This window comes from Mucilaginibacter endophyticus (assembly GCF_003351025.1).
In the GTDB taxonomy this organism is placed as follows: Bacteria; Bacteroidota; Bacteroidia; order Sphingobacteriales; family Sphingobacteriaceae; genus Mucilaginibacter; species Mucilaginibacter endophyticus.
This window is the reverse complement of the sequence record NZ_QPCG01000005.1, coordinates 611,878-629,573: the sequence shown is the minus strand read 5'-3', so window position 1 is coordinate 629,573 and position 17,696 is coordinate 611,878. Positions and strand designations below refer to the sequence as shown.

Here is a 17,696-nt window from a genome sequence, read left to right as displayed (position 1 = left end):
ACATACCGATCAGATTTCGAACTTTCTTTTGAGGATTTACGGAAATTTGAATTTTAATTTAGCTCTTTGAACAAACTCATTTTCGATTATTTTATCGGCTTTACAGGTTCGGGTACTATATCAGGCCGAGATTAATGTTTCCCCTTACCGGGCCAAAAGAACAAATCATTAAAAATTTGTTTGCAAATAACATAAGCAAGGTCCTTTGCTCCGGTTATTAACTCAAATACAAAATTTTCATTGATTCACATTCACATCGCCCCGTATCTGATCAGATGATTTTTCTTCTCGTTAAATATCTCATTAACAGGATTTTAATAATTCACTAACAAATTGCTTATCATATATATTATTTGTAAGTTTATGTAACCAATTGTATTATTTATGGTGGTAAAATTTTAGGCATTTATTTTGGCCTTACTTTACTTTTTTATTGAATAATTAAGTTATCAACCGCCAAATAAAAGCCTTCGCAAAACGAAATAATTTCCTATATCATATTTAAACTTAAGCATTATGAATAAGATTTTAATTTTTGCAGCTTTATTTAGCTTCCTGATTTTTGGATGTAAGAAAAAAGAGAAGTCTTCTGAGACGAGCCTGTCGGGTGCATATGAACTTGAAAAACAAGTTCTCGATCGAGGAGGCAAAGACTCCACTATTAAACGGACTCAAGTTAAAATCTATACGGATCGTAACTACGTATACGCCAGTATAGTCCCTGACTCATCTGTTGGGTTTGGCGTTGGCACTTACACACTTGATTCGGCTAACCGGCTTAAGGAACATAGTATTTATACCAGCAGAGCGCTTGACTCATCCCTAACCTATAATCTTGAGATTACAAGGAAACCAGATGGTTTTACCCAAGTCATTCCCGACTTTGCCACGGTAAAAGGTGTAAAATATGCATTGAAAGAAGAGTATAAAAAATTTCCGCCGGCGGATACCTCAGTGCTTGATGGCTTGTGGAAAATGGAAAAAACCTATACAATAAAAGGCAAAGACACGATTCCAACCGATGTAACGCAGTATAAAATATTCTGGGGTGGACATTTTATTTTCATACACAGGTTCGTTCAGAATAAGGAAAAAAACATCTTTAAAAATGGGTTTGGTACCGGAATATTTACTTTTAGTAATGATACGCTTAGGGAAGAAGAGCAAATATCAAATTACCGGCTTCTTCAGGGTAATAAATTTACTGTTAAAGTCACGATGAATGGTCGTGACGAATATACCCAGGTGATTAACAGTGCTACCAATGGCCAATCTGTAGAAATATACAAGCGAGTCAAATAAAAATTCCTTATTTAACCTAGTGTCACTGGTTCGATCCCAATTAGTAGCACAGAAACAGAAAACCTCTTAGTTACCACTAAGAGGTTTTTTTGCTTTAAAACGCTATTTGAAGCTAAAAAATGCAGGTTTTACAGTTTAGTAACTAATGTAGTAACTTAATTGAAGTCCGCAAACCGCCTGCAAAAAGTGTTCTTTTTATAGTGTCAGCTTGTTATTAATAGACCAAGTTGCTTAATATACTTTGATTGGTGTAAATTGCATTCTTTGTGCAACTATTAAAGTAAATCATTCCTTTAAATAATGGCACAAACTTTCAAAAATATTCCCTTGAATTTATTTAAAAATGGCGTCATGTAAGAGATGTTGTATTCTTTATTCAGTACAAGGTCAATTTTAGATGAATTATGTGGGCAACCCCAATGGTTTGTACTCCCAATTTTCAAATATTATTAATTTTGAAAAAAAGAGAAATTTCATGCTCTTATACATTAAAAATATGGTCTGCGACCGTTGCGTGACGACCATCCGTCCGCAATTGGAAAGCCTCGGGTTTACAGTAAAAGAAATCATATTGGGAAGAGCGGAGATTACGCCTGAGCCTAACGAAGAACAATTACAGTTAATTGCAGCTACGTTAAAAATTCCGGGTTTTGAACTGATCAATAAGGAAACGGATAAAATTACGGAAGTCATCAAAAATATAGTTATTGATATGGTGCACCATTCTGATCTTTCCCAATTAAAAACGTCCTATTCTGATTTGATCGCAAACCATTTAAATAAAGATTACACTTATCTGAGCAGGATATTCTCCAACTCACAAGGGATGACTATTGAACGCTTTATTATTGAACAAAAGGTTGAAAAGATCAAAGAACTATTGCAATATGGTGAGCTGAACCTTAACGAGATCTCCTACCAGATGGGTTATAGCAGCAGCGCTCATCTTTCAACACAGTTTAAAAGCATCACAGGGTTAACCCCAAGCCAGTTCAAGTCTTCCGGAAGGGATAAGCGAAAGGCAATTGACAAAATCTGATCCGTGAGCCTATGTTTCTCCAATAAAATATAAAATAAAGACAGAATTATATAAAAATCCTATCCGGAAGTTTTCTAATTTTACTTTGTGAAAAAAATAGCAGTCATATTACTCACCCTGATCTACTCAGTATCTGTCTATGGGATTACCATAGACAAGTTTTACTGCTGCGGTAAATTAGCAGAGGTGTCACTGTCTGCAATTTCTCATTCAAAAATGGACAACAAGGCTGGCGACAATGCCTGCTGCAAAACCGTTAAGACAAATATTAAAGTAAAGGATAACCATGTGTCGCCCAAAAGCGATTTGACGTTAAAAAACTCATTTGCTTTAATTATTCCTTCGTTTTTCATTCCGGGCTCATCGGAAAAAATTATTTCAAAAGAGGTGAATGCTTACAATAGCCAGGCTCCTCCTGTCCAGCGAGATCCGCTTTACATCCTCTACTCTAATTACAGAATTTGATACTTCCAGGGTACCTCTCTCCCTATTTTGTTTAATTGCTGTTTCGGCAAATTAAACAGTTCCATCTGTTAATCAATATTTTCTATCCATCAATTTGGTGCTGAACAATTTCAGTAACTAAATATTTATATCAAAAAAATGAAAACCTTCAAATTTTCAATCATATTGCTTGCCCTGCTTTTATCAAAATCTTTAGTGCAAGCCAGCAATCTTAATGCTCCAAATATTACTTTAACCCAGGATTCACCTGTCGCTATAAAACATCTTCGCATTTCCAATTTTAAAGTTTTGGAACGCGGCGCTATTATTATTTACCAGCGTGAACGCGCCGGTGATAAGCTTAACCTTTTTAAACCGATTTTCACCCATTATTTCAGCGTAAAGGGTTCCGATAAAGTTTACCTGTTTACACTGGAGAATTTGAAAAAGGTGTACAAAAATGGCCCGGCATTCGATGTTCTTGATACCCGGTTCAGGACAGACGGCGATCTTTTGAGTTACGATGCCATTCATCAACAATATAGCATCAATTATTATCTGTCAAAAGCAGATCCTGCCTGATTTTAAAATTGCAATTAATCATCAAACCATAATCAATTAAAATTCATGAAAAAAGTAATGTTAATGGCTGTTGCCATCCTGTTTTCAAGCGCTACGGTTTTTGCTGCAAATTCCACAACAGCGGTATCTGATACTACTAAAACAAAAAAAGTGAAACCTGCAAAAGTGCAGTATACCTGTACCATGCATCCCGAAGTGCTGAGTGATAAACCGGGTAAATGTCCTAAATGCGGCATGACACTGGTTAAAAAAGAACCGGCTAAAAAGAAAGCAGATTCCATGAAAATGAAAATGTAATTTATTTAAGGCCGGAGCTCCTGTTCCGGCCTTACTAAACCCATTACGATGATTAATCAACTCATTTCCCTGTCCCTCAAAAACAGGTATATCTTCCTGCTGATTGCGGCCGCCCTCTTTACCTGGGGCATCTATGCCATCAAAGAAAACCCTATCGATGCTATCCCCGATCTTTCAGAGAACCAGGTGATCGTATTTACTGAATGGCAGGGCCGCAGTCCGCAAATTATGGAAGACCAGGTCACTTATCCGCTGGTAAGCAACCTGCAAGGCATTCCAAAGGTAAAAGCTATTCGTGCCACTTCCATGTTTGGGATGAGCTTCGTATATATAGTTTTTGAAGATAAAGCTGATATATACTGGGCACGCAGCCGGGTATTGGAAAGGCTAAATTATGCACAGCGTTTATTACCGCAAGGTATTACACCAACCCTTGGGCCGGATGGTACAGGGGTAGGCCATATTTTATGGTATACACTGGATGCCAAAAGTATGAACCTTGGCGAACAACGAGCCTTACAGGACTGGTATGTAAAACTGGGCTTGCAAACTGTACCTGGTGTTAGTGAAGTAGCATCTTTTGGTGGCTTTGAAAAACAGTACCAGGTTACTATCGATCCGCATAAACTCAATTATTATAATATCCCGCTATCGCAGGTTTTGAAAGCGGTGAAAAGCAATAACAATGATGTGGGAGGCCGTAAGTTTGAGATGAACGGTGCCGGCTATATTGTTCGCGGACTGGGCTATATCAAAACCTTGTCCGATGTGGAGAACATCCCGGTTGGTGTGATCAATACTATCCCGGTAAAAATCAAAGATATTGCTACGGTACAAATGGGCGGCGACGAGCGCCTGGGCATATTTGACCAAAACGGCGAAGGTGAGGCGGTTGGCGGTATTGTAGTCATGCGCTATGGTGAAAATGCAGACAAGGTGATTCACGCGGTGAAAGATAAAATGGCCGATATTCAAAAAGGATTGCCAGCAGGGGTAAAATTTAAGATTGCTTATGACCGGAGCGAACTCATTGAAAGCGCGATAGGTTCTGTGAAACATACGCTGATCGAAGAGATGATAACGGTATCTGTTATTGTGATCATTTTTTTACTGAGCCTTAAAAGTGCTTTAAGCATCATCATTCAAATTCCAATTACCATAGCAACAAGTTTTATCCTGCTCAATGTCTTTGGTATCAGCTCAAATATTATGTCATTAACCGGTATTGCGCTGGCTATCGGGGTGATTGTGGATAACGGTATTGTCATGGTTGAAAACTCGCACCGGAACCTATCCCTTGCACAACAAAAAGAAAGATCATGACCACAGCAGAACGAATAAAAATTATAGAAGCCTCCTGTAAGCAGGTTGGCCGTGGCGTGTTCTTTTCCACGCTTATTATTGTAGCTTCTTTCCTGCCGGTGTTTTTACTGGAAGGGCAGGAAGGAAAGTTGTTTGGCCCGCTGGCCTGGACAAAAACATTTATATTAGCCATTGACGCCATCCTTGCGGTAACACTTGCCCCGGTTCTAATCTCCTTCTTTTTGAAAGGAAAATTAAGAACCGACGACCGTAACCCCTTAACCAATACGCTGGAAAAACTATACCGGCCTATCCTCAACTGGTGTATTACCTGGCGTAAAACAACTATTGGTATTAACCTGATTGCTTTGTTGATCAGTATTCCCCTTCTGCTAAGTTTAGGCAGCGAATTTATGCCACCATTGGATGAAGGAACAATCCTGTTTATGCCGGTTACCCAGCCCGATGTATCCAATGCACAAGCGAAACAGCTTTTACAGGTACAGGATAAAATTATTAAAAGCGTACCCGAGGTGAAAAATGTTTTAGGTAAAGCTGGGCGGGCAAACACCGCTACAGATAATTCGCCGATAAGCATGACAGAAACCATCATCCTCTTAAAACCTAAAAGCGAATGGCGCAAGGGCATTAAAAAGGAAGATATTATTAATGAGCTGAATGCAAAATTGCAGATTCCCGGCGTCGTTAACGGCTGGACCCAACCCATCATCAACCGGATCAATATGCTCTCAACAGGGATCCGTACCGATGTGGGCTTGAAAGTTTACGGGCAAAACCTGGACACCATTTATGCTTTATCCAGCCAGATGAAACAGGCTTTGCAGGGAATTAACGGGGTAAAGGATTTGTATGTCGATCCTATAACCGGCGGCAAATACCTGGATATCCAGGTTAATAAAGAGGCAATTGGCAGATACGGTCTGAGTATAGATGATGTGAATGAGGTGGTGGAAAGCGCGTTGGGTGGCATGAACCTGACCACTACTGTTGAGGGCAGGCAGCGGTTCAGTGTAAATGCGCGGCTGGCGCAAGACTATCGCAATAACCTGGGCGCCATAAAACGCACATTGGTACAAACCACTAATAACGGGCCAATCCCCCTATCATCCGTTGCTGATATTAAAATCAGCGATGGCCCTGCTATGGTTCAATCAGAAAATGCCCTGCTGAGAGGAACAGTGTTGTTCAATGTGCGTGACCGGGATCTGGGCAGTACAGTTAAAGAAGCCCAGGACAGGCTGAACAGTATGGTAAAAACCCTGCCCAAAGGTTATTTTATTGAATGGAGCGGGCAGTATGAAAACCTGATCCGTGCCGAGCATACTTTAAAACTGGTGTTGCCCATAGTGCTGCTCATTATTTTTGCCTGTTTGTATTTTGCTTTTCATTCTATCCGCGAAGCATTTTTCAGCCTCATCTCCATCCCCTTCGCGTTGATTGGCGGCGCTTATATGGTGTATTTTTTTGGTGTGCATTTATCGGTTGCCGTTGCCGTGGGCTTTATCGCCCTGTTTGGGATAGCGGTAGAAACAGGTATCGTGATGGTGATCTATCTGAATGATGCTATGCAGCAATTGATCGCCCTAAAGGGCAATTCAAAAGCATCGATTAGCCGCGAAGATCTGCGCGTTTACGTGATGAATGGTGCGGTGAAACGCCTGCGGCCCAAACTGATGACGGTTTGCGTGGCCTTGTTTGGCTTGGTGCCTGTACTTTGGGCAAGCGGAACTGGCAGTGATGTGATGCTGCCTATCGTTTTACCGATGATTGGCGGCGTTTTAACCTCCTCTACACATATTTTACTGGTTACCCCGCTCATCTTTTTGATGGTAAAGGAATATGAACTAAAAAAACATGGCCGGTTGGAAGTATTAGATGTAAAGGAATAAAAACATGAAAACGAAATTTCAAATTATAATTGCGCTGCTTACTTGTTTTGCATACCTGTCGGCGCAGGCGCAGGCACAAACACAACGCCTGCCTTTAGACAGCGTTATAGCCCGTGTGGCCGACAACCCGGCATTGCAAGCTTTAGTTGCAAAAGCCGGCGCACAGGATGCCTACGCTACCGGGGCTAAAAGTTTAGATGCCCCTAAGATCAGCGCAGGCCAGTATCAGGTGCCCTACCAGTTTAACCCAAACGGAGGTTCATTTATGATTCAGGCCGAACAAATGTTCACTAATCCGGCAAAGCTCCGGGCCAAAGAAGATTATATGAAAGGTGTATCCAAAGTAACTGCAGCGGATAAAGACTATCTGAAAAATCAACTGGTGGCGCAGGCAAAGCAATATTATTATGAGCGGGTGGTGCTGGAGAAAAAACTCATCCAGCTGCAGCGTACTCAAAACCTGCTGGAATACATGCTTAAAGATGCCAATATCCGGCTAACCTATGGCAAAGAAAAGCTCAGTAATATTTATAAGGCCAAAGCCGATTTATATGAACTGGATAACACCCGTGATCAATTAAACAATGAGATCAGCCAAAGGAACATCATGCTCAATACGCTGATGAACAAGGATAAACAAACTATCTTTTCGGTGGACACTACCATCATACTAAATAACTATGAAAACACGCTAACCGATACCGCAACACTTGCCAATGCCCGGAGCGATATTAGAAGCATCAACAGAAATATCGAATTACAGGCCCTAAACGCAAAGGTTGAATACAGCAAACGCAAGCCCGATTTTGGGATACAGGCGGGCCATATGCTTAGTTATGGCGGAATGGCCAATCAGTATATCCTCATGGCTTCGGTTACTATTCCTATAGTTCCATGGGCATCCAAAGAATATAAGGCCAATCTGAAAGGAATCCGCTATGAAACGGAGGAATTACAGCAACGAAAAATGGATGTACTCAACCAGGTACAAGGGCAACTGGCCGGTATAAAAACAGATATGGCCAGTAAGAAAAAACAGATCAGCAACTATCAGCAAAATATTATTCCTGCTTTACAAAATGGTTATAAGACAGCCTTACTGGCCTACGATCAGAATACAGGTGACTTGCCATCTGTGCTACTTGTCATTAAAGACCTGCAAACATCAAGGATGAACGCTTTAGACCGTTTGCAAGAACTGTTAACCTTGCAGGTTGCTTATGAACGGGAGAATGAAACTACAGCATTGACATTAAATAATCAGAACAAATGAAGAACATTAAAATCATCGTGATCGGTTTGTTATCCGGCCTGTTATTGTTTGCTTCCTGCTCTGATCAAAAAAAGAAAGCAGCCGAGGTACAGGTTAAAACAGATGTAAAATATACCTGCCCTATGCACCCGCAAATACTGGAAGACCATCCCGGCAGTTGCCCTATCTGCGGTATGACGCTGGTAAAAAAATCCGGCCAGGCCAGTGAAGGTTCGGGTATCAGCTTAAATACCGTGTTACAGCCGGTCAATTCTTCGGTGCTATCAACAGTTAATGCTATTATACCTAAAGAAAAGGAAGTTCCTACATCGATCTCAGCACAGGGTTATCTTGACTTTGATACACGTACATTTAACAATATTGCCTCGCGTTTCTCTGGCCGTATCGAAAAATTATATATCAAATATGCCTTCCAGGAAATACATAAGGGGCAGCGCATTTTTGACATCTATAGTCCGGATATGGTTACCGCCCAGCAGGATCTGATCTATCTGACAAAAAACTCCACTCAGGAAGCATCATTAATTGCAGCTTCAAGGCAGAAATTGTTATTACTGGGCATGACCGAAGCGCAGATTAACCATGTTATTAAAACCAGGCAAGCATTTTACAGCCTGCCGGTGTATAGCGCTTACGAGGGCCATGTACATGATTTGCCACATAGCCAAATGTTAGGAACGGCTCAGGCCTCAGCACCATCCGATTTTGCAAGTAACCTACCCTTATCTGTAAAGGAGGGTATGTACGTTGAGAAAGGACAAACTTTGTTTAACGTGGTGAACCCGCATAAACTTTGGGCCATTATAAAAATTGACCGCTCCGCCGTTTCGGGCCTTAAGTTAAACCAACCAGTCTCAATTACATTACCGGATGTGCCCGGCAAGACTATCAGGGGTAAGGTTAACTTCATCGAGCCTGTTTTGCAACAAGGCGATAAAACAACCAGTATCCGGGTTTATATTGATAATATGGATCATGAGTTAAAAGCAAATACCATTGTTAAGGCTGAAATAAAAACCGGAAGCACAAACGGTTTATGGATTCCACGATCGGCACTGGTTGATTTGGGCCAAAATAAAATTGTTTGGTTAAAAAGCGGCGCGGCCTTTCAAGCTCAACAGGTAAGCTCAGGCATTACGCTTGATAACGAAGTACTTATTACTAAAGGACTGGATTTAACAGATAGCCTGGCATCCAATGGCCAATATTTAACAGACAGTGAAAGCTTTATTAAAATACAAGGTCATGAATAGAAGATATTTTTTAAGATTAGGTACAGCCAGTTTCTTAACACTTGCAGTGTTGTTCGCCGCGCTTTTTACGGCCTGTAAACAAAAACCAAAAGCAACCACAGCTACAGCGATAAGCAAGGCATATTATACATGCTCCATGCATCCGCAGATCCATGAAGATCATCCGGGGAACTGCCCCATCTGTGGCATGAAACTGATCAAAGTAGAAACTACCGGCAGTATGGACATGAGCACAAATAAAATCAGCCTGACAGCCACGCAAATTCAGTTGGCAGGCATACAGACTGATACTGTAAGAGAGGAGAATACCGGCAGCGAAAAAACATTAACCGGAACTGTTACAACCGATGACACGCGATCGGAAGAGTTAAGCGCCAGGTTAGCGGGCCGGATCCAGCAATTATTTGTACGGACTACCGGCGAAGAAATAGCCATCGGGCAGCCGGTTTATTCGCTCTACAGCGAAGATCTGCAGGAAGCGGAAAAGGAATATTTATTAGCCAAACAGCAACAAAAATTGCTGCATAATCCGGATGTAGATTACAAACAACTGATCAGCGCTGCCGAAAACAAACTTCAACTTTGGGGGCTGTCACCCGCACAGATCAGTAATATCGCAACTTCCGGTAAAGTATCTGCTACAACAACGATACTAAGTAAGGTTAGCGGAACTGTTAGCGAAATAGCTGTTCATGAAGGTGATTATGTGACCGAAGGTATGTCTATCCTAAAAACACAAGGATTAAATAATTTGTGGGTAGAAGCCCAATTATATGCCAGCGAAATAAACAGTTATAAGGAAAATGACCGGGTTAGTGTTTCCTTCCCGGATCTGGGCGGACAGGCTATCAATGGCAAAATTGAGTTTATTAACCCCGAGCTATCTGATGCCTCCAAAGTTAACCTGATCAGGATTAGTATTCCTAATCCTCAAGGCTTGATCAGATCAGGAATGTTGGGTTATATAGCTATTGGCAATGGTAATAATCAGGCTTTGGCAGTACCCGCTTCGGCTATTTTAACGGATGGAAAAGGCAGCCTGGTATGGGTTAAAAATTCCGATGGAAGCTTTTCATCCCGGATGATCAAACCAGGAAACGGCAACCAGAATTATGTATCCATTCTGTCCGGTTTAAACGCAGGAGATATAGTGGTCACTAACGGGGCTTACTTGTTAAATAGTGAAGCGATATTTAAGAATGGTGGCGACAATATGGCCGGTATGAAAATGTGATTAAGCAGTTCGTTGTCTCCACTTTTACCTTACATAATTTAGGAACAATCCGGTTACACGGGCGAAGGGGCTTTAACTACCCCTTCGGTTATTTCAAGCAAATTACTTTCAATATCAAAACCGAACCGCACTTTGAAAAAAATTAAGCGTATGAAACCAGAAAACCTTGCAGGTGAAATATGATATAAATTAGATCTTTAAATCTTCCGTTAAATTAGGCGAACAAACCCGGTTGCCTATATAAGAATATTTGCTAACTATGTATCTGCATAACCTTATACCTGTTAACTTACCTGCTGCAATAAAATTGGCTTAAAATACTAAAACCTAAAACCATGAATCCAACAGGAGTTATTATCAGACAGACCGTTCATACGGTGAAAGAAGTAATCGACCGCCTGGAGAATGCCTTAAAACAAAAAGGCATTACCATTTATGCGAGGATAGATCAGCAGGCAGAAGCGCTTAAAGGCGGGATCAACCTTCCGCCACTTGAGTTTCTCTTATTTGGTAACCCGGCTAAAGGAGGGTTGATAATGGAGTTTAATCCCGCGACAGCGCTCGACCTGCCCCTTAAAGTTATCGCCTGGAAAAACGGCGAGGATAAAACATGGGTAGCTTACAATGATCCGGCTTTTATCCAGCAACGTTATTCGCTTACTGATCAACTTACTGCCGTACTGATATTGGCCCTATTGTAACGGCAATTCTGCAGCAATAAATATTGGAGTTTAAGTGCTTACAAAAGCTCCAAAAGCAAGGCCATTTTTAGATGGCCTTGCTTTGTATGATAATCTCATCGGGAAGTTTTTGCTTAATATACAATCAAAGCTCTTTTTGCTTCTCATACAAATCATTCGCTTCGCAAGCTTTTTACCGGGTTCACAACAGCTGCTCTGATTGTCTGGAAGCTTGATGTAATAAAGGCAGTTAATAGCATTCCTGCGCCACTTGCTGCAAATATCCACCAACTGATCTGAGTTTTATCTGCATAGCTTTCCATCCATTTGTTCATAGCCCACCAAGCCAGCGGTGTCACAATTACGAACGCCAACAGGATAAGCAATATCAATTCGGTAGAGAGTAAGCGTACAATTTCCGTAACCGACGCGCCGAGCACCTTGCGTATGCCAATCTCCTTGGTACGCTGACCGGTTGTATAAATAGCCAGGCCCAGCAGGCCGAGGCAACTGATGAATATGGAAAGACCAGTAGCCCAGCTTAATAAGGTAGACGTTTGTTTCTCCTGATCGTAGAATTGCTCTATCGATTTATCGTAAAACTTATAATTAGTATCGTCGTCGGGGTAAAATTCTTTCCAGATCTTGTTCATTGCGGTCATTGTTTTTGACCAGGAAAGGCTGCCAGGAGTTTCAGGTTTCAGGGCAATATGGATAACGCTATTATGAAAGAAGTTGTTACCGCCGGGCGAGAGAATAACCAGGGGACCTATCGGCGACTGTAATGAATGGGTATAGAAATTACCGGCAATACCAACAATACGCCGGGATTTTGAATTGTTCAGTTTTTCCAGCGTTTTGCCAATCGCGTCGCCCGGGTTTGCAAATCCAATGGTACGGGCGTACTTTTCATTAATTACCACACCTGTTGTACTATCCGCAGCAGTAATATTCCGGCCGGCTAATATTTTGATATGATAAAGTTTAATATAATTTTCATCGGCATATTTTATTTCAACCGAAGTGATGATTTCCTTTTTTCCATCCTTATAAAGTGCATTTGTAGCATTTGTTGCCCCTGATGAAGGAGGGAAATACCCAAGGCTTACCATTTCAACACCGGGCAGGGCGCCGAGTTTGTTTAACATCACCTTGTTTGTAGACGCTTTACCAACCTTGTACGGGGTTTGGGCATAAACAATAGCTTCTTTTTTAAAACCGAGGTCCTTATGCAGGGCATAATAAATCTGCTTGCTTACCAACATGGTAGCCATAATAAAAAACTGGGCAATTATAAACTGCGATACGGTAAGGGATTTGCGCAGCCAGGCATTCCGGGTTTTGTGAGTGCCGCTTTGCACCTGGTTTTTGAGCACCGAAACAGGTTTATAACCCGACAGCATAAGCGCGGGATAAAAGCCTGATAATATGCTAACGATAACTGTTAACACAAACAGGAATATAAATATATCGGGCTGCTGCAGAAAATTGGCTTTTACACCAGGGGCTACAAAACCCGAGAACAGTTTTAAGATCAACGGTGTTAAGCCGATTGAAATAATCACCGCGAAAAGCGTAATCAAAAATGTTTCGCTCAAAAACTGCATGATCAACTGTGGACGGCTGCTTCCCATGGTTTTACGGATACCGATTTCTTTTGCCCGCTGGGTAGCCTGCGCCGTGGTTAAATTGATAAAGTTGATACATCCTAACAGCAGCAGGAAACCTGCAATGGCCAGCAACATATACGATTTACTTTTACTTGCAGGCCCGCTAAAATCAAAAGTACCATATAGCTGGTTAAAATGGATATCGCTCAAAGGCTGAACGGTATAGGTTTGCTCACTCGCGTTTTTGAGGTCTTCGGCACTTTGCGGGTTGCTCTTTTTATACAAGGCGTTAACCTGCTTTTGCACGTTTGCAGCCGAAGCTTTCGGATTCAGTTTAATAAACACCTCCGATGCCGAGTTGGTGCTTCCCCAACTGTCCAGCTGCATATCCATACCCAACCTGTTTTTGAGGTTGCCCGAACTGAACGAAATAAAGTCGTGGGCAGAAAAATCAGTATTCTCTTTTATGGTTTCAACTATGCCGGATACTGTTGTCTTTAAGGTATCATAAGTTACCGTTTTACCAATCATCTGCTCGTAACTAAGCGAGGGAAAGTAAACCTTTGCCCGCTCGGAAGTAAGTACAACATGGTAAGGTTCGTTTAACGCCGTTGTAGGCGAACCTGCAAGCCACGTGTAATTGACTATCTTAAAATAGTTCTGGTCGGCCAGGGTAATATGATCTTGTCCTTTAAGCTTTACGGGCGCGTTGTTTTTATCGGTAACCATTACATCAGGGTTCAATGTATACAAGGGCGCAACTATTTCGACCCCGGTAACGTTAGCCTTTATCCCTGCAGCCATCGGGGTGGTAACCCCATAGCTATGGCTCTCATTTCCCTGAAATTTAAAATTGGATACCACGCGATATATCCTGTCGCTATCCTTATGAAACTTATCAAATGAAAAATCGTAGTGTACTATCAAATAAATTACCAGCGAGGCGCTGATACCGATTGAAAGCCCTACAATGTTGATCATTGTAAATACCTTGTGTTTCCAGAAACTCCGGAAGGCGATTTTTAAGTAATTTTTAAACATAGTGCCGCGATTTGATTTCGAAGGAGACCACTTAGGAATGGTATCACGATTCGAAATTACGGGCGCAAATTGAGGGTGAATGCCCAATTTATAAGTTGAGCAATCCTTTTTCAGGTTATTTTTATACTCCATCGGGCTTTGCCCGGTCATTTGTTTAAAAACACGGGTAAAGGTACTTTGCGAATTAAATCCAGCTTCATAGGCTATGCCCAGAAAAGTGATATGATCGTAAGCGGGGTCCTGCATTTTTGCTGCCACATCCCTCACACGGTATTCGTTAACAAAATCATTAAAGCTTTTTTTAAGTACCGTATTAAGGATACGCGATAGTTCATGTGTATGCAGATCAAGTTTTCCGGCCAATGAGCTCAGCGTTAATTCGGAGTCCTGGTAATACAGGTTGGTTTCCATTGCCCTCTTCAACCAAATCCCTTTACTCTTTGATTCTCCCGTTGGCGATGACCTAAGGGGCGTAGACTGATGCACGATTAATGCTGCCTGTGGCCTCAGGAAAGCGGCCATCGAAGTCCATATAATGATTACCGCCAGGAAGATGTAAAAAGTATAATAAACGTGTGTACCCAATTGATTGCGGTAGCCGAAATAGTCTACGGCGGCATAGGCGATCCATAAGGTCCACAACAGGGCCGTAGCTGCCAACAAACGGCGCAGCCATCGAAATTCAAGAAGCGACCTGTCCATTAAAACGGGTTGCAGCCGCTTGTAAAAATGCTGTATAAGCTGATGAGATTTATACAGATAAATTATGATTGAAATAAAGATGAGCAGCTGAAGTACCGGGTTTAGCACTTGAAAAGTATTGGTTATATAGGTAGCAGCTCCTGTGCGTGTATTTTCTTTGATCGCCAATATCAACACAGCTTGCTCCAGCAACAACGGACTGAAATGCAGCAGGTGCTTCCAAGTAAATTTGAACTCGGGGCGCGTTATTTTCAGCACATAGAAATAGATCATCGGCCCCATAGCCAGTAAAAATTGCATAGGTAACCTATCCCATCCGGGCAGATAAATTTCCAGCCGCATGTCGATGCCCAAAACCCGTATCATCCACAAAACCATTGTGGCCAGAGCCAGGGCAAGAAAGCGGTTTGCAGAGCGATTGACGCTTTTTGTGAACCATAGAAGCAAAGCGAAGGTAAGCCCAACGAATATTGTTCCGAGGGCGGCCAGGTCATACAGGTTGATATGAAAGGTGTAAGAATTCAAGTAATTAAATATATCAATCGTTATTCCAATCCGATAACAATCTGATAAATAAAATATTACATATTATCCAAACTGCGCCCCTGTAACAAAACCGGACATTAATGCGTCCGGTTTTGAAATGCCATTTCAGTTTGAGCAAAAGCTGGATCCTATTAACACAAATTGTTAAGGTAAAAATAAAGCTTAAATAGTTGCAGGCTAATTTTTTCTTAATCGGACAACAGTCCGGTTAAGATAGGGTACACATGCTACAAATATCAATATCGAAACAATTCAACCAATGATCAATAGAGAGTAATCATAGCCGATCTGGGTTGAGCATTTAGCATGAGTTTTACTGAACTTTGCCAATAATCAAGAAATACGCCCCTCTCATTAGTTGCCAAACCTTTTTCAACGACTGTTTTTGCCTGTTTAACGAATACCGGCTGAAATCTCTCGCCGGGCATTCTACTTTTATATCAATAAAAAATATGATCATGGGTTTATTGATTTTCACGGCCATATTAAGAAGTATGTGGGATAAAAAAACTTCCCGGCATTATCGGCACGGAAAGGAGATAGTTAAATAACCCGGTCATGATTAAGCTTTACAACCTGCAATGAAAAAGCTACTGCATAACATATTGAAACTATTGCTCGTCCTCCTGATCTTCACAGGGCTACAGGGTCGGGTGCTTGTACGTTATGCCATCTTTTTCAACAAGAATGTTTCAACCGAAGCCAGCCATTCAAAAGATGTCCATGTCCGGGCCGGTATCATTCATTGTAAACTACAGTCTTATACCCAACAATTCAGGCATTCCGCACTTCCCGCCGAAATAAGCCTTGTTACGTTTGGGATTCTTATTATAATCGTCTTTATAGCGCTTCCCGCTTTCCGGGAGGTTTTTACTCCTATTGACCCCATTCCTCTTTTATACCTCAGAGGGCCGCCATCTTTCAATTAAAATATCCGGACAGTCAGCTTCATGCTGATTGTCGTTGATAGACCGGTTTTGCCGGTTTAGCTAACAGCTATTAATGGGCCTTTTAGGGCCTGTAACACGCATATTTTAATTTTTTCCAAATGAAAACGAACATAAAGTTTTTGGTTTTCAGTCTCACGTTAACATTATACCTGGGATTGAGAACGCTGCCTGCCATTGCCCAGGAAAACAACGATCATGTCCTGAGTATGAAAGAGGCCCTGCAACTTACACTCTCACGTCAGGAATTATTAAAAGCAAAGGCTAATTATGCCAATGCTTCCAAAGAAAATATCACCGCGGCCAGGCGCGATGGAACACCGGATTTCATCCTTTCCGCGCAACAGGGCTACGGCACAATTAATGGCCTCAACGGCCTCCCTTCGGGTATTAACGGATTAATCTCGACTACATCGGGTCCGGTTTCCGCTTCTCAAAATTGGAACGCCGCTTTTGCCGCGCTCTATTCATCAGAAATCAACTGGAATATTTTTTCATTTGGCTTGCAAAAAGCTCACGTAGCCGATGCCAAAGGAATTTATGACCGCGATGAAGCCGACCTTGAACAGGAAAAGTTTCAGCAGCAGGTAAGGGCTGCATCAGCCTATTTGAATTTACTTGATGCACAACGCCTGCATTATTCTGAAGAGGTAAACCTTTCCAGGGTTTCTGCACTGAAGGACGTGATCCTCACCCGTACAGTTAACGGTTTAAACGCAGGGGTAGATAGCTCAATAGCCAATGCGCAACTATCACAGGCTAAAAATGCATTGACAGACGCGATTGCTTTTGAACAGAAACAGGCTGCCAACCTTGCTATGCAGTTAGGCATGACCAAACAGGATTTCCTGTTAGATAGCCTATATATCAATCAACTGCCCGCGCAGCTACCGCAGCGCCCTGTTTATGATATCTCCAATCACCCCCAATTGAGGTTCCTGGCAGAGCGGGTAAAAAGCAGTGAGCTTGATGCCGCCTACCTTTCCAAAACCAGCCTGCCTAAAGTTTCATTTTTTGGCACGTTGCAAGACAGGGGCTCAGGTTTCGGGACAAGCTATAATCCGGCTGATCCCGGCAGTTATAATCAAGGCTACTTTAATGGTATTGCGCCCTTACGGGGAAATTATCTAATTGGAGTAGGCATTTCCTGGAACCTGTCAAACATGGGCAGGGTTAGCTCCAGGCTCAAGAGCCAGCGCTATTATGCCGATGGACTGACCAACGAATATCACTACCAGGAAACTAACCTTACCAATCAGCTGGAAGAAGGCAATAAGCAATTGGCCAACGCTCTGCAAAAGTACCGGGAAGCCCCCATTTTGTTAAAAGCTGCAAGTGACGCTTATGAACAAAAAAAGACCCTATACAGCAACGGCCTTGCTACTATAGTTGATGTGACGCAAACGCTGTATGATTTAAACCGGGCAGAAACAAACAAAGACATCGCCGGTAACGCGGTATGGCAAGCCCTTTTGTACATGGCCGGTTCTTCAGGGAATTTATATCTATTCACTAACCAATATTAAATACAACG

General features: G+C 41.9%; 13 protein-coding genes. 12 read left to right on the top strand and 1 reads right to left on the bottom strand.

What is annotated here, in order from left to right; translation table 11 throughout:
• Positions 1-516 precede the first annotated feature (516 nt).
• The 11 genes from DUL71_RS22730 to DUL71_RS22680 all read left to right on the top strand — a co-directional run bounded on the left by DUL71_RS22730 (position 517) and on the right by DUL71_RS22680 (position 11,337).
• Positions 517-1,302 (top strand): hypothetical protein, encoded by a 786-nt coding sequence (locus DUL71_RS22730; RefSeq protein ID WP_114940179.1) that lies wholly within the window; start codon positions 517-519, stop codon positions 1,300-1,302.
• Between the two features lie 475 nt (positions 1,303-1,777).
• Positions 1,778-2,341, top strand: coding sequence for a helix-turn-helix domain-containing protein (locus tag DUL71_RS22725; protein WP_114940237.1), 564 nt, complete (start codon positions 1,778-1,780; stop codon positions 2,339-2,341).
• A gap of 87 nt (positions 2,342-2,428) precedes the next feature.
• Positions 2,429-2,806, top strand: coding sequence for an HYC_CC_PP family protein (locus tag DUL71_RS22720; RefSeq protein WP_154402458.1), 378 nt, complete (start codon positions 2,429-2,431; stop codon positions 2,804-2,806).
• 138 nt (positions 2,807-2,944) lie between these two features.
• Positions 2,945-3,367, top strand: a complete 423-nt coding sequence (locus tag DUL71_RS22715; RefSeq protein ID WP_114940177.1) for a hypothetical protein — start codon at positions 2,945-2,947, stop codon at positions 3,365-3,367.
• Between the two features lie 45 nt (positions 3,368-3,412).
• Positions 3,413-3,664 carry a heavy metal-binding domain-containing protein gene (locus tag DUL71_RS32320; protein WP_114940176.1) on the top strand — a complete coding sequence of 84 codons (252 nt, stop codon included), beginning with the start codon at positions 3,413-3,415 and terminating at the stop codon, positions 3,662-3,664.
• 48 nt (positions 3,665-3,712) lie between these two features.
• On the top strand, positions 3,713-4,987 hold the full coding sequence (locus tag DUL71_RS22705) for an efflux RND transporter permease subunit (RefSeq protein ID WP_114940175.1): 1,275 nt from the start codon (positions 3,713-3,715) through the stop codon (positions 4,985-4,987).
• A complete protein-coding gene (locus DUL71_RS22700; RefSeq protein WP_114940174.1) occupies positions 4,984-6,876 on the top strand; it encodes an efflux RND transporter permease subunit in 1,893 nt (630 codons plus the stop codon). The genes DUL71_RS22705 and DUL71_RS22700 overlap by 4 nt, the downstream gene beginning before the upstream one ends.
• Before the next feature lie 4 nt (positions 6,877-6,880).
• On the top strand, positions 6,881-8,149 hold the full coding sequence (locus DUL71_RS22695) for a TolC family protein (protein ID WP_114940173.1): 1,269 nt from the start codon (positions 6,881-6,883) through the stop codon (positions 8,147-8,149).
• Complete coding sequence (locus DUL71_RS22690; RefSeq protein ID WP_114940172.1) at positions 8,146-9,402, top strand: heavy metal-binding domain-containing protein; 1,257 nt, start codon at positions 8,146-8,148, stop codon at positions 9,400-9,402. The genes DUL71_RS22695 and DUL71_RS22690 overlap by 4 nt, the downstream gene beginning before the upstream one ends.
• Positions 9,395-10,636: an efflux RND transporter periplasmic adaptor subunit gene (locus tag DUL71_RS22685; protein ID WP_114940171.1), complete on the top strand. Its 1,242-nt coding sequence runs from the start codon at positions 9,395-9,397 to the stop codon at positions 10,634-10,636. The genes DUL71_RS22690 and DUL71_RS22685 overlap by 8 nt, the downstream gene beginning before the upstream one ends.
• A 335-nt stretch (positions 10,637-10,971) precedes the next feature.
• Positions 10,972-11,337, top strand: a complete 366-nt coding sequence (locus DUL71_RS22680) for a DUF302 domain-containing protein (protein WP_114940170.1) — start codon at positions 10,972-10,974, stop codon at positions 11,335-11,337.
• Between the two features lie 152 nt (positions 11,338-11,489).
• Here the strand turns inward: DUL71_RS22680 and DUL71_RS22675 are convergent, their stop codons facing one another.
• Entirely contained in the window at positions 11,490-15,194 is a 3,705-nt protein-coding gene (locus DUL71_RS22675; RefSeq protein WP_114940169.1) for an ABC transporter permease, read from the bottom strand.
• Positions 15,195-16,263: 1,069 nt separating this feature from the next.
• Between DUL71_RS22675 and DUL71_RS22665 the strand changes: the two genes are divergently transcribed.
• Positions 16,264-17,688: a TolC family protein gene (locus DUL71_RS22665; RefSeq protein ID WP_114940167.1), complete on the top strand. Its 1,425-nt coding sequence runs from the start codon at positions 16,264-16,266 to the stop codon at positions 17,686-17,688.
• Positions 17,689-17,696 lie beyond the last annotated feature (8 nt).

Bases quoted from the DNA above. Each gene is read 5' to 3' on its own strand.
- DUL71_RS22730 (WP_114940179.1), top strand. From the start codon at position 517: ATGAATAAGATTTTAATTTTTGCAGCTTTATTTAGCTTCCTGATTTTT.
- DUL71_RS22725 (WP_114940237.1), top strand. From the start codon at position 1,778: ATGCTCTTATACATTAAAAATATGGTCTGCGACCGTTGCGTGACGACC.
- DUL71_RS22715 (WP_114940177.1), top strand. From the start codon at position 2,945: ATGAAAACCTTCAAATTTTCAATCATATTGCTTGCCCTGCTTTTATCA.
- DUL71_RS32320 (WP_114940176.1), top strand. From the start codon at position 3,413: ATGAAAAAAGTAATGTTAATGGCTGTTGCCATCCTGTTTTCAAGCGCT.
- DUL71_RS22705 (WP_114940175.1), top strand. From the start codon at position 3,713: ATGATTAATCAACTCATTTCCCTGTCCCTCAAAAACAGGTATATCTTC.
- DUL71_RS22700 (WP_114940174.1), top strand. From the start codon at position 4,984: ATGACCACAGCAGAACGAATAAAAATTATAGAAGCCTCCTGTAAGCAG.
- DUL71_RS22695 (WP_114940173.1), top strand. From the start codon at position 6,881: ATGAAAACGAAATTTCAAATTATAATTGCGCTGCTTACTTGTTTTGCA.
- DUL71_RS22690 (WP_114940172.1), top strand. From the start codon at position 8,146: ATGAAGAACATTAAAATCATCGTGATCGGTTTGTTATCCGGCCTGTTA.
- DUL71_RS22685 (WP_114940171.1), top strand. From the start codon at position 9,395: ATGAATAGAAGATATTTTTTAAGATTAGGTACAGCCAGTTTCTTAACA.
- DUL71_RS22680 (WP_114940170.1), top strand. From the start codon at position 10,972: ATGAATCCAACAGGAGTTATTATCAGACAGACCGTTCATACGGTGAAA.
- DUL71_RS22665 (WP_114940167.1), top strand. From the start codon at position 16,264: ATGAAAACGAACATAAAGTTTTTGGTTTTCAGTCTCACGTTAACATTA.